The 17,127-nt window shown below is 72.3% G+C and carries 19 protein-coding genes; 11 read left to right on the top strand and 8 right to left on the bottom strand.

Features of this window, described 5'->3' with window-relative positions; all coding sequences use genetic code 11:
* Positions 1 to 150 precede the first annotated feature (150 nt).
* Together AB0C33_RS25565 and AB0C33_RS25560 are read left to right on the top strand one after the other, a co-directional pair.
* Complete coding sequence (locus AB0C33_RS25565) at positions 151 to 663, top strand: SigE family RNA polymerase sigma factor (RefSeq protein ID WP_049573205.1); 513 nt, start codon at positions 151 to 153, stop codon at positions 661 to 663.
* On the top strand, positions 660 to 1,286 hold the full coding sequence (locus AB0C33_RS25560; protein WP_358292031.1) for a hypothetical protein: 627 nt from the start codon (positions 660 to 662) through the stop codon (positions 1,284 to 1,286). The genes AB0C33_RS25565 and AB0C33_RS25560 overlap by 4 nt, the downstream gene beginning before the upstream one ends.
* 7 nt (positions 1,287 to 1,293) lie before the next feature.
* On the opposite strand, the gene AB0C33_RS25555 is transcribed toward AB0C33_RS25560, so the two are convergent.
* Genes AB0C33_RS25555 through hrcA form a run of 3 tightly spaced genes read right to left on the bottom strand, consistent with a single transcriptional unit; the run spans position 1,294 to position 4,196 of the window.
* Positions 1,294 to 2,019: a 16S rRNA (uracil(1498)-N(3))-methyltransferase gene (locus AB0C33_RS25555; RefSeq protein WP_358292029.1), complete on the bottom strand. Its 726-nt coding sequence runs from the start codon at positions 2,017 to 2,019 to the stop codon at positions 1,294 to 1,296.
* Between the two features lie 9 nt (positions 2,020 to 2,028).
* Positions 2,029 to 3,171, bottom strand: a complete 1,143-nt coding sequence (gene dnaJ, locus AB0C33_RS25550) for a molecular chaperone DnaJ (RefSeq protein ID WP_352324081.1) — start codon at positions 3,169 to 3,171, stop codon at positions 2,029 to 2,031.
* Positions 3,172 to 3,182: 11 nt separating this feature from the next.
* A complete protein-coding gene (hrcA, locus tag AB0C33_RS25545) occupies positions 3,183 to 4,196 on the bottom strand; it encodes a heat-inducible transcriptional repressor HrcA (protein WP_358292027.1) in 1,014 nt (337 codons plus the stop codon).
* A 156-nt stretch (positions 4,197 to 4,352) separates the two neighbouring features.
* Here hrcA and AB0C33_RS25540 point away from each other — a divergent pair, with 156 nt between their 5' ends.
* From AB0C33_RS25540 to AB0C33_RS25530, 3 genes are read left to right on the top strand one after another with little or no spacing between them, the layout of a single operon-like run.
* On the top strand, positions 4,353 to 5,180 hold the full coding sequence (locus AB0C33_RS25540; RefSeq protein WP_358292026.1) for a hypothetical protein: 828 nt from the start codon (positions 4,353 to 4,355) through the stop codon (positions 5,178 to 5,180).
* Between the two features lie 17 nt (positions 5,181 to 5,197).
* Positions 5,198 to 6,007, top strand: a complete 810-nt coding sequence (locus tag AB0C33_RS25535) for a DUF3097 domain-containing protein (protein ID WP_358292024.1) — start codon at positions 5,198 to 5,200, stop codon at positions 6,005 to 6,007.
* Positions 6,004 to 6,663, top strand: coding sequence for a DUF4870 domain-containing protein (locus tag AB0C33_RS25530; protein WP_358292022.1), 660 nt, complete (start codon positions 6,004 to 6,006; stop codon positions 6,661 to 6,663). The genes AB0C33_RS25535 and AB0C33_RS25530 overlap by 4 nt, the downstream gene beginning before the upstream one ends.
* Here the strand turns inward: AB0C33_RS25530 and hemW are convergent.
* Entirely contained in the window at positions 6,656 to 7,873 is a 1,218-nt protein-coding gene (hemW, locus tag AB0C33_RS25525; protein WP_358292020.1) for a radical SAM family heme chaperone HemW, read from the bottom strand. The genes AB0C33_RS25530 and hemW overlap by 8 nt on opposite strands.
* 55 nt (positions 7,874 to 7,928) lie before the next feature.
* On the opposite strand from hemW, the gene AB0C33_RS25520 reads away from it, so the two are divergent.
* Positions 7,929 to 9,134 carry a styrene monooxygenase/indole monooxygenase family protein gene (locus tag AB0C33_RS25520; RefSeq protein WP_358292018.1) on the top strand — a complete coding sequence of 402 codons (1,206 nt, stop codon included), beginning with the start codon at positions 7,929 to 7,931 and terminating at the stop codon, positions 9,132 to 9,134.
* Between the two features lie 63 nt (positions 9,135 to 9,197).
* Entirely contained in the window at positions 9,198 to 10,442 is a 1,245-nt protein-coding gene (locus AB0C33_RS25515) for a glycoside hydrolase family 18 protein (RefSeq protein WP_358292017.1), read from the top strand.
* Between the two features lie 27 nt (positions 10,443 to 10,469).
* On the opposite strand, the gene AB0C33_RS25510 is transcribed toward AB0C33_RS25515, so the two are convergent.
* Together AB0C33_RS25510 and AB0C33_RS25505 are read right to left on the bottom strand one after the other, a co-directional pair.
* Positions 10,470 to 11,102 (bottom strand): MOSC domain-containing protein, encoded by a 633-nt coding sequence (locus tag AB0C33_RS25510; protein ID WP_358292016.1) that lies wholly within the window; start codon positions 11,100 to 11,102, stop codon positions 10,470 to 10,472.
* A 111-nt stretch (positions 11,103 to 11,213) separates the two neighbouring features.
* Positions 11,214 to 11,531 (bottom strand): hypothetical protein, encoded by a 318-nt coding sequence (locus AB0C33_RS25505; protein WP_358292014.1) that lies wholly within the window; start codon positions 11,529 to 11,531, stop codon positions 11,214 to 11,216.
* A gap of 210 nt (positions 11,532 to 11,741) precedes the next feature.
* Here AB0C33_RS25505 and ccmA point away from each other — a divergent pair, with 210 nt between their 5' ends.
* Both ccmA and AB0C33_RS25495 read left to right on the top strand, forming a co-directional pair.
* Entirely contained in the window at positions 11,742 to 12,365 is a 624-nt protein-coding gene (gene ccmA / locus AB0C33_RS25500) for a heme ABC exporter ATP-binding protein CcmA (protein WP_358292012.1), read from the top strand.
* A 55-nt stretch (positions 12,366 to 12,420) separates the two neighbouring features.
* A complete protein-coding gene (locus tag AB0C33_RS25495) occupies positions 12,421 to 13,920 on the top strand; it encodes a DUF6297 family protein (protein ID WP_358292010.1) in 1,500 nt (499 codons plus the stop codon).
* A 60-nt stretch (positions 13,921 to 13,980) separates the two neighbouring features.
* Here the strand turns inward: AB0C33_RS25495 and AB0C33_RS25490 are convergent, their stop codons facing one another.
* Complete coding sequence (locus AB0C33_RS25490) at positions 13,981 to 14,463, bottom strand: GNAT family N-acetyltransferase (RefSeq protein WP_358292008.1); 483 nt, start codon at positions 14,461 to 14,463, stop codon at positions 13,981 to 13,983.
* Between the two features lie 76 nt (positions 14,464 to 14,539).
* Between AB0C33_RS25490 and AB0C33_RS25485 the strand changes: the two genes are divergently transcribed.
* Together AB0C33_RS25485 and AB0C33_RS25480 are read left to right on the top strand one after the other, a co-directional pair.
* Positions 14,540 to 14,833 (top strand): hypothetical protein, encoded by a 294-nt coding sequence (locus AB0C33_RS25485; RefSeq protein WP_358292007.1) that lies wholly within the window; start codon positions 14,540 to 14,542, stop codon positions 14,831 to 14,833.
* Positions 14,830 to 15,246, top strand: a complete 417-nt coding sequence (locus AB0C33_RS25480; protein WP_358292005.1) for an acyl-CoA thioesterase — start codon at positions 14,830 to 14,832, stop codon at positions 15,244 to 15,246. The genes AB0C33_RS25485 and AB0C33_RS25480 overlap by 4 nt, the downstream gene beginning before the upstream one ends.
* 3 nt (positions 15,247 to 15,249) lie before the next feature.
* On the opposite strand, the gene lepA is transcribed toward AB0C33_RS25480, so the two are convergent.
* The gene (lepA, locus tag AB0C33_RS25475) at positions 15,250 to 17,085 is read right to left on the bottom strand and encodes a translation elongation factor 4 (RefSeq protein ID WP_358292003.1); all 1,836 of its coding nucleotides are present in this window, start codon (positions 17,083 to 17,085) and stop codon (positions 15,250 to 15,252) included.
* Positions 17,086 to 17,127: the final 42 nt, after the last annotated feature.

Raw genomic sequence — 17,127 nt, 5'->3', positions numbered from 1 at the left:
GTCGGGCGAGCGCCACCTGGCGAGGAACACGACTGGGTAATGCACCCTAAGGAACCGGGGAAACCTTCAGAACCGGAAGAGAGTAAACCCTCTGGGAAGGCCGCGCGTCCCACTGATGTGACCACCGAAACCCTTCTGGCCGACAGGTCGATGGGGGCGGTGCCGGTCGGGTGGGATGCCGACATGGCCGTGACCGCGCTCTACAGCGCGCACTTCCGGTCATTGGTGCGTCTCGCGGTGTTGCTGGTGCGTGACATGGCAACCGCCGAGGAAGTCGTGCAGGACGCGTTCGTCGCCATTCACGGCGCCTGGCGCAGACTGCGCGATCCCGACAAAGCACTCGCTTACCTGCGTCAGTCTGTCGTCAACCGGTCCCGTTCCGTGCTGCGTCACCGCGCGGTCGTCGAGAAGTACGCACCCAAGGGCCTGCCGGACGCCCCGAGCGCCGAGAACGGCGCGATCGGCGAGCTGGAACGCTCCGCCGTCATCGAGGCGTTACGCGCCCTGCCGACCCGACAGAGAGAAGCACTGGTTCTGCGTTATTACGGAGATCTGTCCGAAGCTGAGATCGCCCACGCCATGGGCATCAGCAAGGGCGCGGTCAAGAGCCACACCGCCCGTGGAATGGCCGCGTTGCGGTCCGTCCTGGAGAAGATGTCATGACTCAGCCCCCCGACGAGTACGGCGACGTCCTGCGCCGTGCGCTCCGCGCGGAGGCGGACGCGGTCGTGCCCTCGCCGGAAGGACTGCAGATCATCCGCACCCGCATCGAGCGGCGCGGCGTCCGTAACCTGTTCTGGTGGCGTGCGGGCGCGGCGGCGGTCAGCGCCGTGCTGGTGGCGGGGACGATCGTGATGGTCGTTCCCGGGCTGCGCTCCCAGATCTTCGAGACGCCCGTCAAGGTGGTGGACAACTCGACCACCACCCCCGGCAACTCCTCGACCAGGCTGTCCACGCCGCCCAGGCGCGACAGTCACAGCGCCGAGCCGCCGCCCGCGGTGGTCGTGCCGCCGAGCCACAGCGAGACCCACCGGCCCTCGGAGACGGCCAGATCGACCAGGCAGCCCACGCCGTCGCCGACGCCGTCCTCGACGCCCTGCCCGAGCGGTGAGCCCGCCGGCGACCAGGAGTGCCCCGAGATCACGCCGACCCCCACGCCGACCCCGCCGGAGACGACCGAATCGCCGACGTCGTGCCCCTCCGACGAGTGCCCGCCGGACGACGTGCCCACCGGCCCGAGCGACCTGAGCAGCCCGCTGGTGGACGTGCCGCACACGACACCCTGAGCTGGAATCACCAGCGCCCGGTACGCGCGAGCAGCACGGCCGCCGCCGCCACCCCCGCCGTGGAGGTGCGCAGCACGGTGGGCCCGAGCAGCACGGGCACCGCCTTGGCCGCGGCGAACCTGCGCAGCTCCTCCTCCGAGACCCCGCCCTCCGGCCCCACGACGACGACGATGTCGCCGCCGGGCGGCAGCGCCACCTTCGACAGCGGCTCGGCGGCCTCCTCGTGCAGCACTAGCCCCAGCGCCGCGTCGGCCAGCAGCCCCTCGACCTGGGCGGTGGAGGCGAGCTCGGCCACCTGCGGCAGGTGGAACCGGCGCGCCTGCTTGCCGGCCTCGCGGGCCGTGGCACGCCAGCGGCCCACCGCCTTGGCGATCTTGTCGCCCTTCCACTGCGTGATGCTGCGCGAGGCGGCCCAGGGGACGATCACGTCGACCCCCACCTCGGTCATCATCTCGACGGCCAGCTCGCCCCTGTCACCCTTGGGCAGCCCCTGGACGACCACCAGCCGCCGCGCGGGCGGCTCGACGGTGTAGCGGGCGAGCACGTCGAGCGCGAGTGCGTCCTTGAACACCTCGCGCACCACGCACTCGGCGACGTCGCCCGCGCCGTTGGTCAGGTCGACCCGCTCGCCGGCGCGCAGGCGCCGCACGGAGGCCGCGTGCCGCCCCTCAGGGCCGTCGAGCGTGAGCTCGGCGCCGTTGAGGTCCTCGGCGAGGAACACGGGGACGGTCACGGGTGATCGTCACCTGCCGTTGAAGGCGTCACGCAGGCGGGAGAAAAAACCCTGCTGCCCCGGGGCGAACTTTCCCGGCGGCCGCTCCTCGCCGCGCAGCCTGGACAGCTCGCGCAGCAGGTCCTCCTGCGTCTGGTCGAGCCGCATCGGGGTCTCGACGTTGACATGGATGAGCAGGTCGCCCCTGCCGGACTCGTTGAGCCGCTGCACGCCGCGCCCGTACATGGTGATGACCTGGCCGGACTGGGTGCCGGGGCGCACGTCGATCTCCTCGGAGCCGTCGAGCGTCTCGACGGCGAGGATGGTGCCGAGCGCGGCGGCCGTCATCGGGATCTGGACCGTGCAGTGGAGGTCGTCGCCGCGCCGCTCGAAGATCTCGTGCGCGCGTTCGACGATCTCCAGGAACAGGTCTCCGGGCGGGCCGCCGCCGGGGCCGACCTCGCCCTCGCCGGCGAGCTGGATGTGGGTGCCGTCCTCGACGCCCGCGGGGATGCGGACCTTGATCGTACGGCGGGTGCGCACCCGGCCGTCGCCCGAGCACTCCTGGCAGGGGTGGCGGATGATGCTGCCGAAGCCGCCGCACTGGGGGCACGGCCGCGAGGTCATGACCTGGCCCAGGAACGAACGGGTGACCTGGGAGATCTCGCCGCGCCCGTTGCACATGTCACAGGTGTCGGGGTGGGTGCCGGGGGCCGCGCCGGCGCCGTGGCACACCTCGCACAGCACGGCGGTGTCCACGACCAGCTCGCGGGTGGTGCCGAACGCCGTCTCGCGCAGGTCGAGCTCGACCCGGATGGTGGCGTTGCGGCCCCTCCTGGCGCGCGAGCGCGGCCCGCGGGTGCCGCCCGCGGTGCCGAAGAAGGCGTCCATGATGTCGCTGAAGGGGAAGCCCGCGCCGAAGCCGCCGGCGCCCGCGCCCGCACCCGCGCCGCCGCCGAAGGGGTCGCCGCCCAGGTCGTACATCTGGCGCTTGTTCGGATCGGACAGCACCTCGTAGGCCTGCGTGATCTCCTTGAACCGCTCCTGGGTCTCAGGATCGGGGTTCACGTCGGGGTGCAGCTCGCGGGCGAGGCGGCGGTAGGCCTTCTTGATCTCGTCCTGACTGGCGTCACGGCGCACCCCGAGGGTGGCGTAGTAGTCGCTGTTTGCCACTTATCGACCTCTTAAGATGCAGCCAGGATCTGGCTGACGTAGCGTGCCACCGCGCGTACGGCGCCCATCGTCACGGGGTAGTCCATCCTGGTGGGACCCAGCACGCCGAGCCGGGCCAGTTGGTTGTCGCCAGAACCGTATCCGGTTGCGACGATGGACGTGCCGCGAAGGTAGGGGTTTTCCGAGCCGATGCGCACGGTGAGCGCGGACGGGGTGTCTGTGGATGTCTCGCCGAGCAACCGCATGAGCACGACCTGCTCCTCCAGCGCCTCCAGCACGTCGCGCAGGCCGGTGGCGAAGTCGGCGCCCGCGAGATTGGCCGCGCCGGCGAACACGATCTTCTCGTCATGGCGTTCGACGAGGGTTTCGAGCAGCACCGACAGGATCGTGGCCACGGCGGGCCGGTCCTCGGCGGGCAGCCGCTCGGGCAGGTCGGCGACCAGCTCGGGGACGTTGCTCAGCCCGCAGCCGTCGAGGCAGGAGTTGAGCACCGCGCGCAGATGGGCGATGCGGTCGTCCTCCACCACCTCGGGCAGCTCGATCACGCGCTGCTCGACGCGCCCGGTATTGGTGATCAGCACGAGCATGACCCGCCGCTCGTTGAGCGGGACCAGCTCGACGTGCCTGACCGTGGAACGGGTCAGCGTCGGGTACTGCACGACCGCGACCTGCCTGGTGAGCTGCGCGAGCAGCCGCACGGTGCGGAAGACCACGTCGTCGAGGTCGACCGCGCCGGCGAGGAAGGTCTCGATCGCCCGCCGCTCGGCCCCCGACAGGGGCTTGACCTGCGAGAGCCGGTCGACGAACAGGCGGTAGCCCTTGTCCGTCGGCACGCGGCCCGCGCTGGTGTGCGGCTGGGTGATGTACCCGTCCTCCTCCAGAGCGGCCATGTCGTTCCTGACCGTTGCCGGGGAGACCTTGAGGTTGTGGCGCTCCGCCAGCGCCTTGGAGCCCACCGGTTCGTTGGTGGACACGTAGTCTTCGACAATGGCGCGGAGCACCGCCAGCTTCCGTTCGTCGAGCACGTGCTCACCTCCTGCCTCTGCCTAACAGGGAAACGACAGGTCTAGCACTCCGTGTTCCCGAGTGCCAAGTGTACGGCTCTCGCCCACAAGGTGCGATAACACCAGGTCCCATCCTGTTGCTAGCGACTTACAAGCGACAGGCCTCACACTTGCCGCATGACCGACAATTCCCAGCCCCCGCAGTACGGACCGCCCCAGGGGCAGGGTCCCTACTACGGTCAGCCGAACCAGTACGCCCAGCCCCCGTACCAGCCCCAGCAGCACGGCCAGCCGCCCTACCAGCAGCAACAGCCGCCCGCCCAGTACGGCCCCCCACCCCAGTACGGCCAGCAGAACCAGTACGGCCAGCAGAACCAGTACGCCCACCCCGACCAGTACGGCCCCCACAACCAGTACGGCGGCCAGCCGCAGTTCCCGGCCAGGATCGACGGCAAGGCGATCAAGCCCCGCCTGTGGTGGATCGCCGTCGTGTGGGCCGTGGCCGTCGTGCTCGGCGTCGTGGGCGTGGTCGTGTTCGCCGGCGGCGTGCTGAGCAGCGTCTCGGACATGGCCCCGACGAGCACGTTCGCGTCGGGCGAAAGCGTGAAGGTCGCGATCGACCCCGCCAAGCGCCCGGCCGTCTACATCGCCACCGACACGCGGGTCAACTACCAGTGCGAGATCTCCGGCGGCCCGGCCCAGGCCAGGCTGGTCAAGGTCTCCGGCACCCAGACGCTCAGCGCCGGCGGCACCACCTGGCAGGAGATCCTCGCCGTCAACGCCCCCGCCAAGGGCGACTACCAGCTGACCTGCGCCACGCAGGAGGAGTCGTCAGCCCGCTTCGGCGTGGGCCGTGACGTGCTCTCCGCGGCGGGCGGCCTGTTCGGCGGGGTGGCGGCGCTGTTCCTGTTCCCCGGCGCCGGTCTGCTCATCGGCATCATCGGCACCGTCGTCGTCCTCGTACGGCGCAGCGGCGCGCGTAAGCGCCTTGCGGTCAGCGGGTGATTTGCTACGGTCCCCGTGTGTACGAGGGCGATGTGCTGGCGGGCAATTGGCGGCGGCCGGGCAAGGGCAAGATCCCGAAGGTGCCCGCCGAACTCGACCTGGTCGTGGAGGACGCCGACAGCGGCTTCTGCGGCGCCGTGGTGGCCTGCGACAAGGAGGCCGTCACCCTGGAGGACCGGTTCGGCAAACGCCGCCTGTTCCCGCTGGCGCCGGCCGCGTTCCTGCTGGAGGGCAGGCCCGTGACGCTGGTGCGCCCGGCGGCCGCGGCCCCGGCGGGGCCCAGGCGCAGCGCGTCCGGGTCCATCGCCGTGGAGGGGCTGCGGGCCCGGGTCGCCAAGGAGAGCCGGATCTACGTCGAGGGCGTGCACGACGCCGCGCTCGTGGAGAAGATCTGGGGCCACGACCTGCGGGTCGAGGGTGTCGTGGTCGAGTACCTGGAGGGCGTCGACGACCTGCCCGCCATCGTGGCCGAGTTCGCCCCCGAGCCGGGCCGCAGGCTGGGCGTGCTGGTCGACCATCTGGTGCCGGGGTCGAAGGAGAGCCGGATCGCGGCCCGGATCACCTCGCCGCACGTGCTCGTCGTGGGTCATCCGTACATCGACATCTGGCAGGCGGTCAAACCGTCCGTGCTGCGCATCCCGAGCTGGCCCGACGTGCCGCGCGGGGTGCCGTGGAAGGAGGGCGTGCTCGCCGCACTGGGCTGGCGCATGGAGCCCGCGGACGCCTGGCGGCGCATTCTGGGCGCCGTCTCGTCCTACGCCGACCTGGAGCCGGAGCTGCTCGGCCGGGTCGAGGAACTGATCGACTTCGTTACGGAGGCATCATGAGCCAGGCCCCGCCACCCCCCGACGACTCCACCCCGGACGTCCCGCCCTCTGACGTCCCGCCTTACGACGTGCCGCCTTCTGACGTGCCCCGCGACCAGGGCTCGGGCCCCCAGCTCGGCTACGGGCAGCAGCCGGGTTCCCAGCCCGACTACGGGCGGCAGCCGCCGAGCCGGCCCGGTCCGCAGCCCGGCCCCATGCCCACGCCGCCCCCCTACGTGCCCCCGCCGCCCGGCTACGGCCAGCCCCCCGGCCACGGCCAGGCTCCGGGCTACGGGCAGCAGCCGGGTTACGGCTACCCCGCCGGGCCGTACGTGCCCGGCCGGTTCGGCCCGCGCCGCGGCAGCGACGACACCACGATGGCCATGCTCGCCCACCTGCTCGGCCTGCTGGTCTCGTGGGTCGGCCCGCTGGTCATCTACCTGATGAAGAAGGACGAGTCCCCTTATGTCAGGGACCAGGCGGCCGAGGCGCTGAACTTCCAGATCACGATGTTCATCGGCTACGCGGTGGCGATCGTGCTGTCGATCGTGCTGGTCGGCCTGCTGCTGTTCCCGATCATCTGGATCGTGTCGCTGATCTTCCACGTCCAGGCGGCCATCGCCACCAACCGGGGCGAGAACTACCGCTACCCGTTCGCCATCCGCCTGGTCACATGAGCTCGGTGATCAGGGCGTCGGCCAGCAGCCGCCCCTTGAGGGTGAGCACCATCCGGCCCGCCCTGAACGGCTCGGGCTCCAGCAGCCCGCGCGCCAGCGCGCTCGCCACGGACGTGCGGGCGCCGGGGGCGACCTCGGCGAGCGGGTAGCCGGAGATCAGCCGCAGCTCCAGCATCAGCCGCTCGGCGGCCCGGTCGTCGCCGGTGAGCACCTCGCGCGCGTGCGCGGGCGAGGTGTCCGCCGCCAGGCGCTGGGCGTAGGCGGCCGGGTGCTTGACGTTCCACCAGCGGGTGCCGCCGACGTGGCTGTGGGCGCCGGGGCCGGCGGCCCACCAGTCGCCGCCGGTCCAGTAGAGCAGGTTGTGCCGGCAGCGGGCCTGCTCGGAGGTGGCCCAGTTGGACACCTCGTACCAGGAGAAACCGGCCTCTGCCAGCATCTCCTCGGCGATCAGGTAGCGGTCGGCGGCGACGTCGTCGTCGGGCATCGGCAGCTCGCCGCGCCGGATCCGGGCCGCGAGCCTGGTGCCCTCCTCCACGATCAGCGAGTACGCCGACACGTGGTCGGGCCCGGCCTCGATCGCGGCGGCCAGCGAGGCCCGCCAGTCGTCGTCGGACTCCCCCGGCGTGCTGTAGATCAGGTCGAGGTTGACGTGCTCGAACCCGGCCGCCCGCGCCTCCTGGACGGCCCGCGCCGGACGGCCCGGCGTGTGCCGGCGATCGAGCACCTGGAGCACGTGCTCACGCGCGCTCTGCATGCCGAAGCTGATCCGGTTGAAGCCGCCCTGACGGAGTTTGTCGAGGTAGGCGGGATCGACGGACTCGGGGTTGGCCTCGGTGGTGACCTCCGCCCCCGGCCGCAGCCCGAACTCGGCGTCGATCGCGGCCAGGACGCGCGCCAGGTCCTCGGGCGGCAGCAGCGTGGGCGTGCCGCCGCCGAAGAACACCGTCTCCACGGGCAGGTCGGCGTCGCCGAGCACGCGCCGGGCGAGGCGCACCTCCGCCACGACCGTGTCGGCGTAGTCGCGGTGGGAGGCGCCGGGCCCTAGCTCGGCGGCGGTGTAGGTGTTGAAATCGCAGTAGCCGCAGCGGGTGACGCAGAAGGGCACGTGCACGTAGAAGCCGAACGGGCGCTCGCCGAGCCCGCGCAGCGCGCTGTCGGGCAGCTCGCCGGAGGCGGGCGCCGGATCGCCGTCGGGCAGGGTGGATGGCACGTCATCCAGTGTGCCTGCTCACGGGTGTGCTCCGAGCCATCGAAGGAGGCGGCACATGACGGGCGTGGGAATCGTGGGCGCGGGGATCTCCGGCCTGACGCTGGCCCTGCGACTCCAGCAGCTCGGCGTCGCGACCACGCTCTACAGCGAGGGCGACGCGGCCGACCTGGGCCGCGGGCGGCTGCCGAACACGGTCGGCAGGATGGGCCGCGCGCAGGACCGCGAGCGGGAGCTGGGCAGCCTGCACTTCCTCGACCCCGGCTGCCTGCTGGTCAGCGGCAGGCTCTCGATCAAGGGCGATCCGCCGCTGGAGTTCACCGGCCGCGTGACCGAGCCGTTCCACGGGGTCGACTTCCGGGTGCTGCTGCCGGCGCTCATGGACGACTACACGAGCAGAGGCGGCCGCCTGGTCGTCGATCCCCTCCCGCCGGACGCGGGCCAGGTCGCCCACTGGTCGCGCGACCACGAGCTGATGGTGGTGGCCACCGGGCGGCGCTCGGTGCGCGAGCTGTTCCCGCGGGTTCCGGCCTGGTCTCCGTACGAGGCGCCGCAGCGGATCCTGGCCGCCGGGCTGTTCCACGGGTTCGATCCCGGGCCGGCCTTCGGCTTCAACATCTCGCCCGGCTGCGGCGAGATCCTGTGCATGGCGATGATGACGCGGTCGGGCGTGCATGGCGGCATCCTGGTCGAGGCGATCCCCGGCGGGCCGCTCGACGTGCTGGCCCGGGTGCCCGCCGACGAGTTCTGCAGGACGCTGCTCGCCCTGCTGCCCGAGCACGCGCCGCGCCTGGCCGAGCTGATCGATGCGGCCGCGTTCGAGCTGCTCGGGCCGGAGGACCTGTTGCAGGGCGCGATCACGCCGGTCGTGCGCGAGGCGGTGGCCGAGCTGCCCGGCGGCGGCGTGGCGCTGGCGATCGGCGACGCCTGGGTCACCAACGACCCGATCACCGGGCAGGGCGCGAACCTGGGCTCGGCCTGCGCCTGGATCGTGGCCGAGGCCATCGCGGCGGGCGGCCCTCACGACGCGGCGTTCGCGCGGGAGACGGCCCGGCGCATGTGGGTGGCGGCCGAGCCGGTCGTCGCGTGGACGAACGCCTTCCTGCGGCCGCCGGCCGAGCACGTCCTCGCCCTCCTCGCCGCCGCCGCGACCAGGCAGGAGGTGGCCGATCTGGTGCTGTCGCTGTTCGGCGACCCGGCGCGCGCGTGGCGGCTGTTCTCCAGCGCCGAGGAGGTGTCGCGCGTCGTTGACGGCACGGGGTGACGGTTCTACGATCGCGTCAACTTATAGGAAAGTTTCTTATAAGTTCACCCCCCAGGAGCGCCCGTGAAGAAGATCCTCCTCGCACTCTCGCTCTTACTCGGGCTCACGGCGGTGTCCGCGCCCGCCGAGGCCCATCCCGGATTCAAGCGGGTCGCCTACTTCATCCAGTGGGGCGTGTACGGGCGCAACTACCACGTCAAGGACGTGGACACCAGCGGCGCCGCCGCCAAGCTCACCCACCTCAACTACGCCTTCGGCTTCGTCAACGCCGAAGGCTCCTGCTACTCGGCCGACCCCTGGGCCGACTGGCAGCGCCCGGTGCCGGCCGAGCAGAGCGTGGACGGCGTCGCCGACCAGCCGGGCCAGGCGCTCAACGGCAACCTCAACCAGCTGCGCAAGCTCAAGGCCAAGCACCCCGGCCTCAAGGTGCTGATCTCGCTCGGCGGCTGGACCGGGTCCAAGTACTTCTCCGACGCCGTGCTCACCGCCGAGTCGCGGTCCGCGCTGGCCCGGTCGTGCGTCGACCTGTGGCTGCGCGGCAACCTGCCGGGCCTGGAGCCCGGCGCGGGCGCCGGCGTGTTCGACGGCGTCGACCTGGACTGGGAGTGGCCTGGTTCGGCGGGCAACGACGGGAACGTGATCAGGCCCGAGGACCGGCGCAACTTCACCCTCTTCGTCGAGGAACTGCGCGCCCAGCTCCGGGCCTTCTCGGCGAGCTCCCAGCTCACCGCCTTCCTCCCGGCCGCCGCCGCGAAGATCGACGCCGGGTTCGAGGTGCGCCGCGTGTTCCGGTCGCTCGACTTCGCCACCGTCCAGGGGTACGACCTGCACGGCACCTGGGAGCCGCGGACCGGGCACAACGGGAACCTGTTCAACGACCGGCGCGACCCCAACCCCGTCAGGTACAGCGTGGACCAGACCGTGCGCGACTACCTGTCGCGCGGCGCGCCCGGCCGCAAGATCGTCGTGGGTGTGCCCGCGTACGGGCAGGGCTGGACCGGCGTGACCGGCGGCGGCGACGGCCTCTGGCAGCCCGCGACCGGACCGGCCGCCGGCAAGTGGGGGCCGGGCAGCGAGGACTACAAGGACCTGGCGGCCAAGCCCGGCAAGCGCTACCGGGACGTGCGCACCGGCGCGATGTGGCTCTACGACGGCAACGAGTTCTGGTCCTACGACGACCCGGCGTCGCTGCTGGAGAAGGCGGCCTACATCCGGCTCAAGGGCCTGGGCGGCTCGATGATGTGGTCGATCGACCAGGACGACGCCCGCGCCTCCCTCACCTCGGCCCTGTACGCCGTCCTGCGCTAGACGGACGGCCGGCCGGGTGGGTGGGCTCTAGCCGCTCGCCTGGCCCGCGCGCGCGGCCAGCTCGTCCCATTCCGGGGCGTGGCCGGGGACCGCGAGCACCCGGGCCAGCGCGTCGGCGTCGCCGTGGCGGGCGCGGAAGGCGTCCGCCACGGTCATCCCGGTCTCCGGGCGCGAGACGATCTCCACCTCGTCCCCCGCGCCCAGCTCGCCCAGTTCGACCACGGCCAGGTAGGCGCCCGGCCGCGCGGCGCGCGTGAAGCGCTTGAGCCAGCCCGGCTCGTCCATCCAGTTGCGGAACACCACGCAGGGGATGCGCGGGCCGGTGACCTCCAGCAGGGCGCTGCCGACGCGCCACCGCTCGCCCACGAGGGCGCCGTTGACGTCGAGGCCCGCGGTGGTCAGGTTCTCCCCGAAGCGGCCGTCGCGCAGGTCGCGGCCGAGCTCGCCCTGCCACCAGTCGTAGTCCTCGCGGGCGTAGGCGTAGACGGCGTGGGTGGGGGCGCCGTGGTTGGGCGTGTCGGCCCGCTCGTCGCCGGCCAGGCCGTTGCGCAGCACCTCCACCCGGTGGGGCACGGCCCGCTTGTCGATCGCCGTACGGCCGAGCTTGCCGGCCCATTCCGCGTCGCACGACAGCCCGACGTTGACGGAGAGGATGCGCATGCCGCGACGGTAGCGGACGGACAGGCCCGCGACGCACCGATTTTTCCGCCTTTCTCGCCCTATCAATGGAGAAGCACGGACATGTGACTATTCGACCTGTTCGCCGAGCCGTCACCCGCGACTGTCGTCGGGCTCCGGCGGCACCCGGGCGAGCTGGGACTCGGCGTCGAACTCCGCCAGCTGTAACAGGGTCTCCAGGGCCGCCTGCCTGGTCTCCTCGACCGAGCCGCCACGTTCGCCGAAACACTCGGCCGCGACGTCGAGCAGCGCCGCCACCACCGCCGCGTCGGGATAGGGCACGTCGACCACCACCCTGCCGTCGCCGCCCACCTCGGCGGGTCTCAGGTGAAGCCGCAGCAGCCGCCTGGTCTCCTCCGCCACGGCCACCCCCAGCACAGCGGCACGCTCGAATCGCTCAGAAGCAATCACGTCACCCTCCAGTAGCACTGGTGTTCGGGAACAGCAAAGGTAGCGACCGGCACCGACAGAATCGGCTCTCCCGCCCCGGGATGGCCCCGGGAAGGCCCCGAGAAGGGCCCGAGAAGGCCCCGGGAAGGCCGCGGGAAGGCGGGGGCAAGGCCCGGAAAGGCCCTGGAGACCGGTCGCGCGGGCGGCCGGTGGGGTGGCTACGCTCGAACGGTGAGCGATTTGATCATCGAAGTCGCGGACCTGTCCGTCGAGCTCGGGGGCAATCCCGTGCTCCGGAGCCTCGACCTGGCCGTCGAGCCGGGTGAGGTCGTGGCGGTCGTCGGGCCCAACGGATCGGGCAAGTCCACGTTGCTGCGCTGCCTGGCCGGCCTCCAGCCCGCCACCTCCGGCGAGATCCGCGTGTTCGGCGCCGAGCCCGCCGACGACGCGCCCTTCTGGCGCCGCGTTGCACTGCTCGGCGACGAGCCCGCCTGGTACCCGGGGCTGACGGCGCGCGAGCACCTGGAGCTCATGGGCGCCGTGTACGCCGAGGCGCGCATGACGGTGGACTCGGCGCTGGAGGAGTTCGCGCTGACCGAGCGGGCCGACGCGCCGCCGCTCAACCTGTCCACCGGCCAGCGCCAGCGCCTCTGCCTGGCCGCCACGCTGCTCAGGCCGAGCACGCTGCTGCTGCTCGACGAGCCCGAACGCGGCCTCGACGCGGCCTTCCGCGTCCGGCTCGGGGAACTGCTGGAGGAGTACGCCGACGAGGGCGGCACCGTGGTGATGGCCACCCACGACCAGGCCCTGGCCGACGCCGCCCGCCGGGTCTCCCCCGCCGGGGTGCCCGCATGAGCGGCCACGACGCCGTCGTCCGGGAGACCGGCCTGACGGGGAAGGCGGGCGGGCGGTGAGCGCGGGCGAGGTGAGCGTGCGGTCGGTGCGGGCGTTCGTCCGGGCGCGCGGGCGTGCCCCGGCCGGGCTGATCGATCGTTACGTCAGCCTGTTCGGCCTGTGCATGCTGCTCGCCGTCGTCGGGCAGCCGCTGTCCTCGGTGGTCTCCGGCCTGGGCGGGGCGGTCGAGCCGGGACGGATGGGCGCGGGGGTCGCCCTGGTGCTGCTGGGGTTCGCGGGCTGCCTGGCGCTGGCGCGGGCGGCCGGGCCGGTGATGGTGCCGGCGGCGGAGGCGTCCTGGTTGCTGACCTCGCCGCTGGACCGGCGGCGGCTGCTCGGGCGTTCCGGGCGGGTGCTCATGGTCGTCGCGCTGGTGGCGGGGCTGCTGCTCGGGCTCGGGCTGCTGGCGGCGCTCGGCGCGCCCGGCGCGCTGGTGTGGCGGCTGCTGGCCGCCCTGGCGGTGGCGACGGCTGCGAGCGTGGCGGGCATGGCGCTGGCGATGCTCGCCCAGTCCTCCCCGACCTGGAACCTGTGGCTGACCGGCGTGCTGGTCGCGCTCCTGGTGCTGGCCGTGGTCGCCGTCAGCGGGCAGGCTCGTACGGCGCTCGCGGCCGCCGCGAACGCGCCCCTGCCCGCGCTGGCCGCCACGGCGTCGGCTATGGCCGCGCTCGCCGCCGTCCTGGCCCGCCGGGCGTGGGGGTCGCTGGCCGCCATCCCCACCCGTCTGCTGCTGACCGCCTCCACCCGGGCCGGGCACGTCACCAGTGCCGCCGTCACCCTCGATCCCGGCGCGCTGACCTGGATCGCCGAGGACAACCACTGGCGGGCCAGGAAGCTCGCCTCGCGGCCGTGGCCGGGGCTGCCCGCGCCGCTCGCGCTGGCCTGGCAGGACTGGGTGCGGCTCGGCCGCCGGCCCTGGCGGCTGGCGGCCACTGCGGCGAGCGCGGCGTTGCCCGCCGTGTTCGCCCAGGCGGGCGCCGCTCCGGCGGCTCTCGGGCTGGTCGTGCTCGGCGGGGCGCTGGCGGTGGCGGCGTCCGGCACGTCCGGGGCGCGCCGGGACGCCGACAACCCCGCCCTGGCCCGGCTGACCGGCGTGGGCCGGCGTCCGGCGCTGGCGGCGCGGGCGCTGCTGCCCGGCCTGCTGGGCGGCGTGTGGGCGGCCCTGGCCCTGGCCGGCGTCGTGGCGGTGGGCGGGCTTCCGTCCGGCACCTGGGTGTTCGGGCTGCTCAGCGCGCCCGCGCTCGCGGCCGGCGCGCTGCGGATGGCCAGGAGGGGGCCGGTCGACCATTCGATGCCGGTCATCGACACCCCCGGCGGCGCGGTCCCGACCGGCCCGGTGTTGTGGGCGGCGACGGGCGCCGACCTGGCGCTGCTCGGCTGCCTGCCCGCGGTGGTCGCCCTGGCCACCGGGCCGGCCTCGCCGGGCGGGTTGCTGGCGGCCCAGGCGGTGGCCGGCCTGGTGGCGCTGGCAGGCGTCCTGGTGCGGCCCCGTCCGGGCCGGCGTGCCCGCCCCTGAGCGGCCAGGCGACCGCTCACGCGACCCGGCTCAGAGCGGCCGGGCGACCGCTCTCGGCGGTCAGGCGACGTAGACGTCGCTCGGCACGCCGCCGTACGGGATCGTGCGCTCCCTGTGCAGGCCCGCCTTCTCCGCCACCCGGCGGGACGGCTCGTTGCCGTCCCCGATCAGGGCCACCACGGTGCCCAGGTCGCGCCCGACGCGCAGGGCCGCCCTGGCGAGCTCGACCGCGTACCCGTGGCCCCAGGCGGTGGGGCGGAAACGGTAGTACAGGTGGAGCACGTCCTCACCGTCCAGGGCCGCGTGCCGCAGGCCGCCGACGCCCAGCACCTGTGAGCCCTCGGTCAGCCGGGCGGCCCAGTAGCCGATCCCCCGGTCCGCCCAGTCGGCCAGCCACAGGTCGAGCATGACCCGGCTGGCCTCCAGGTCGACGGTGGGCCCGGCGGAGCTGTAGACGTTCGTGCGCGGGTCGGAGTGGATCTCATGCACGGCTTCGAGGTCCTCCGGGCGGATCCGGGAGAGGACCATTCGTTCCGTACGCACCACTTCCACCCTTTCAGGGTATCCGCTGCCATCGCTAAGCTATCGGTAGCAATCGAAGAGCGATGAGGGAGCGCCGATGGACATCGCCCGCGTGCAGGCCTCACTGCGTCTGATGGCGCGCGGCCTGGAGGAGCTGGCCGCCGCCCTGGGCGACGAGGAGCCGGGCGAGGCCGAGCGCACGGCCCGGGTCATCGCGGAGTGGGGCCGCCGCGGTCTCACCCAGAAGGAGGCGTCGGCGCTGTTCCAGCGGCACGGCTTCGCCCCCCAGACCACGGGCGGCTGGGCCCGCGGCGACTGGGTGGAGCTCGGCGACGACGGCCTGCGCTACCTCACCGCCAAATCGCACGCCTGGCTGGAGGAACGATCATGACCTTCTCGGTCCGCATCGCCGTACGCGGCTACGAGCTCGACACCCAGGGCCACCTCAACAACGTGGTCTACCACCAGTACGGCGACCACGCCCGCTGGGAGTGCCTGCGCGCGGCCGGCATCTCGATCGACGACCTGCGGGAGGCCGGCGTCGGCCCGGTGACGCTGGAGAACACCATCCGCTTCCACCGCGAGCTGCGCGCCGGCGACGAGGTGGAGGTGACCTGCGCGTTCGAGTGGGGCGCGGGGAAGACGTTCCGGATCAGGCAGGAGTTCAGGGGCGCGGACGGCGAGCTGGCCGCCGAGCTGACCGGCGTCGGCGGCCTGATGGACCTGCGGGCCCGCCGCCTGCTCCCCGACCCGGGCACGCACTGGCGGGCGCTCGCGCGAACGCCCGCCGTGCTGGGCCTGTAGCGGCTACTTCTTGCTCTTGTCGGCGGCGGCGCCGGAGTCGGTGGACAGCGCGGCGACGAAGGCCTCCTGGGGCACCTCGACGCGGCCGACCATCTTCATCCGCTTCTTGCCTTCCTTCTGCTTCTCCAGCAGCTTGCGCTTACGGGAGATGTCACCGCCGTAACACTTGGCCAGGACGTCCTTGCGGATGGCCCGGATGTTCTCGCGGGCGATGACCCGGGCGCCGATGGCGGCCTGGATCGGCACCTCGAACTGCTGCCGCGGGATCAGCTCGCGCAGCTTCTTGGCCATGTCGACGCCGTAGGAGTAGGCCTTGTCCTTGTGGACGATCGCGCTGAAGGCGTCGACGGCCTCGCCCTGCAGCAGGATGTCGACCTTGACCAGCTCGGCCTCCTGCTCGCCTGCGGGCTCGTAGTCGAGCGAGGCGTAGCCGCGGGTGCGCGACTTGAGCTGGTCGAAGAAGTCGAAGATGATCTCGCCGAGCGGCAGCGTGTAGCGGATCTCGACGCGGTCCTCGGACAGGTAGTCCATGCCGAGGAGCTGGCCGCGCCGCCCCTGACAGATCTCCATGATCGCGCCGATGAACTCGGCCGGCGCCAGGATCGTGGACTTGGTGACCGGCTCGAAGACCTGCGCGATCTTGCCGCCCGTCGGGAACTCGGACGGGTTGGTGACCGTGAGCTCCTTGCCGTCCTCCATGACCACGCGGTAGACCACGTTGGGCGCGGTGGAGATCAGCGACAGGCCGAACTCGCGCTCCAGGCGCTCACGCACGATCTCCATGTGCAGCAGGCCGAGGAAGCCGACGCGGAAGCCGAAGCCGAGCGCGGCCGAGGTCTCCGGCTCGTAGATCAGCGCGGCGTCGTTGAGCTGGAGCTTGTCGAGCGCCTCGCGCAGCTCCGGGTACTCGTCGCCGTCGATCGGGTAGAGCCCGGAGAACACCATCGGCTTGGGGTGCTCGTAGCCGGCCAGCATCTCCTTGGCGGGCTTGACCGAGGAGGTGACGGTGTCACCCACGCGCGACTGGCGCACGTCCTTCACGCCGGTGATCAGGTAGCCCACCTCGCCGACGCCGAGGCCGCACTCGGCGGGCTTGGGCTCGGGCGAGATGACGCCGATCTCCAGCGTCTCGTGGGTGGCGTTGGTGGACATCATGAGGATGCGCTCGCGCTTGCTCAGATGGCCGTCGATGACCCTGACGTACGTCACGACGCCGCGGTAGGTGTCGTAGACGGAGTCGAAGATCAGCGCCCGCGCGGCGGCGTCGGCCTGGCCCACGGGCGCCGGGACGGTCGCCACCACGTGGTCGAGCAGCTCGCGCACGCCCACGCCGGTCTTGCCCGACACCTTGAGCACGTCGGAGGGGTCGCAGCCGATCAGGCCGGCCAGCTCCTCGGCGAACTTCTCCGGCTGGGCCGCGGGCAGGTCGATCTTGTTGAGCACCGGGATGATGTGCAGGTCGGCGTTCATGGCCAGGTAGAGGTTGGCCAGGGTCTGCGCCTCGATGCCCTGCGCGGCGTCGACCAGCAGGATCGCGCCCTCGCACGCCTGCAGCGACCGGGACACCTCGTAGGTGAAGTCGACGTGCCCGGGGGTGTCGATCATGTTGAGGACGTGGCCGTCCCAGGGCAGCCGCACGGCCTGCGACTTGATCGTGATGCCGCGTTCGCGCTCGATGTCCATCCGGTCGAGGTACTGGGCGCGCATGGAGCGGTCGTCGACCACGCCGGTGATCTGCAGCATCCGGTCGGCAAGGGTCGATTTGCCATGGTCGATGTGCGCGATGATGCAGAAGTTGCGGATCAACGCGGGGTCGGTCTGGCCAGGCTGAGTGCGCACCGAAGTCCGTTTCGACAGGGTTGAGGTCAAGCGTCTTTCATG

Origin of the sequence: Nonomuraea sp. NPDC048881, assembly GCF_040649795.1 — a bacterium.
In the GTDB taxonomy this organism is placed as follows: Bacteria; Actinomycetota; Actinomycetes; order Streptosporangiales; family Streptosporangiaceae; genus Nonomuraea.
The sequence above is the reverse complement of the archived record's forward strand: the minus strand, read 5'-3'. Positions and strand labels throughout refer to the sequence as shown.

Coding starts and splice junctions, on each gene's coding strand:
- AB0C33_RS25565 (WP_049573205.1), top strand. CDS start 151: ATGGGGGCGGTGCCGGTCGGGTGGGATGCCGACATGGCCGTGACCGCG.
- AB0C33_RS25560 (WP_358292031.1), top strand. CDS start 660: ATGACTCAGCCCCCCGACGAGTACGGCGACGTCCTGCGCCGTGCGCTC.
- AB0C33_RS25540 (WP_358292026.1), top strand. CDS start 4,353: ATGACCGACAATTCCCAGCCCCCGCAGTACGGACCGCCCCAGGGGCAG.
- AB0C33_RS25530 (WP_358292022.1), top strand. CDS start 6,004: ATGAGCCAGGCCCCGCCACCCCCCGACGACTCCACCCCGGACGTCCCG.
- AB0C33_RS25520 (WP_358292018.1), top strand. CDS start 7,929: ATGACGGGCGTGGGAATCGTGGGCGCGGGGATCTCCGGCCTGACGCTG.
- AB0C33_RS25510 (WP_358292016.1), bottom strand. CDS start 11,102: ATGCGCATCCTCTCCGTCAACGTCGGGCTGTCGTGCGACGCGGAATGG.
- AB0C33_RS25485 (WP_358292007.1), top strand. CDS start 14,540: ATGGACATCGCCCGCGTGCAGGCCTCACTGCGTCTGATGGCGCGCGGC.
- AB0C33_RS25480 (WP_358292005.1), top strand. CDS start 14,830: ATGACCTTCTCGGTCCGCATCGCCGTACGCGGCTACGAGCTCGACACC.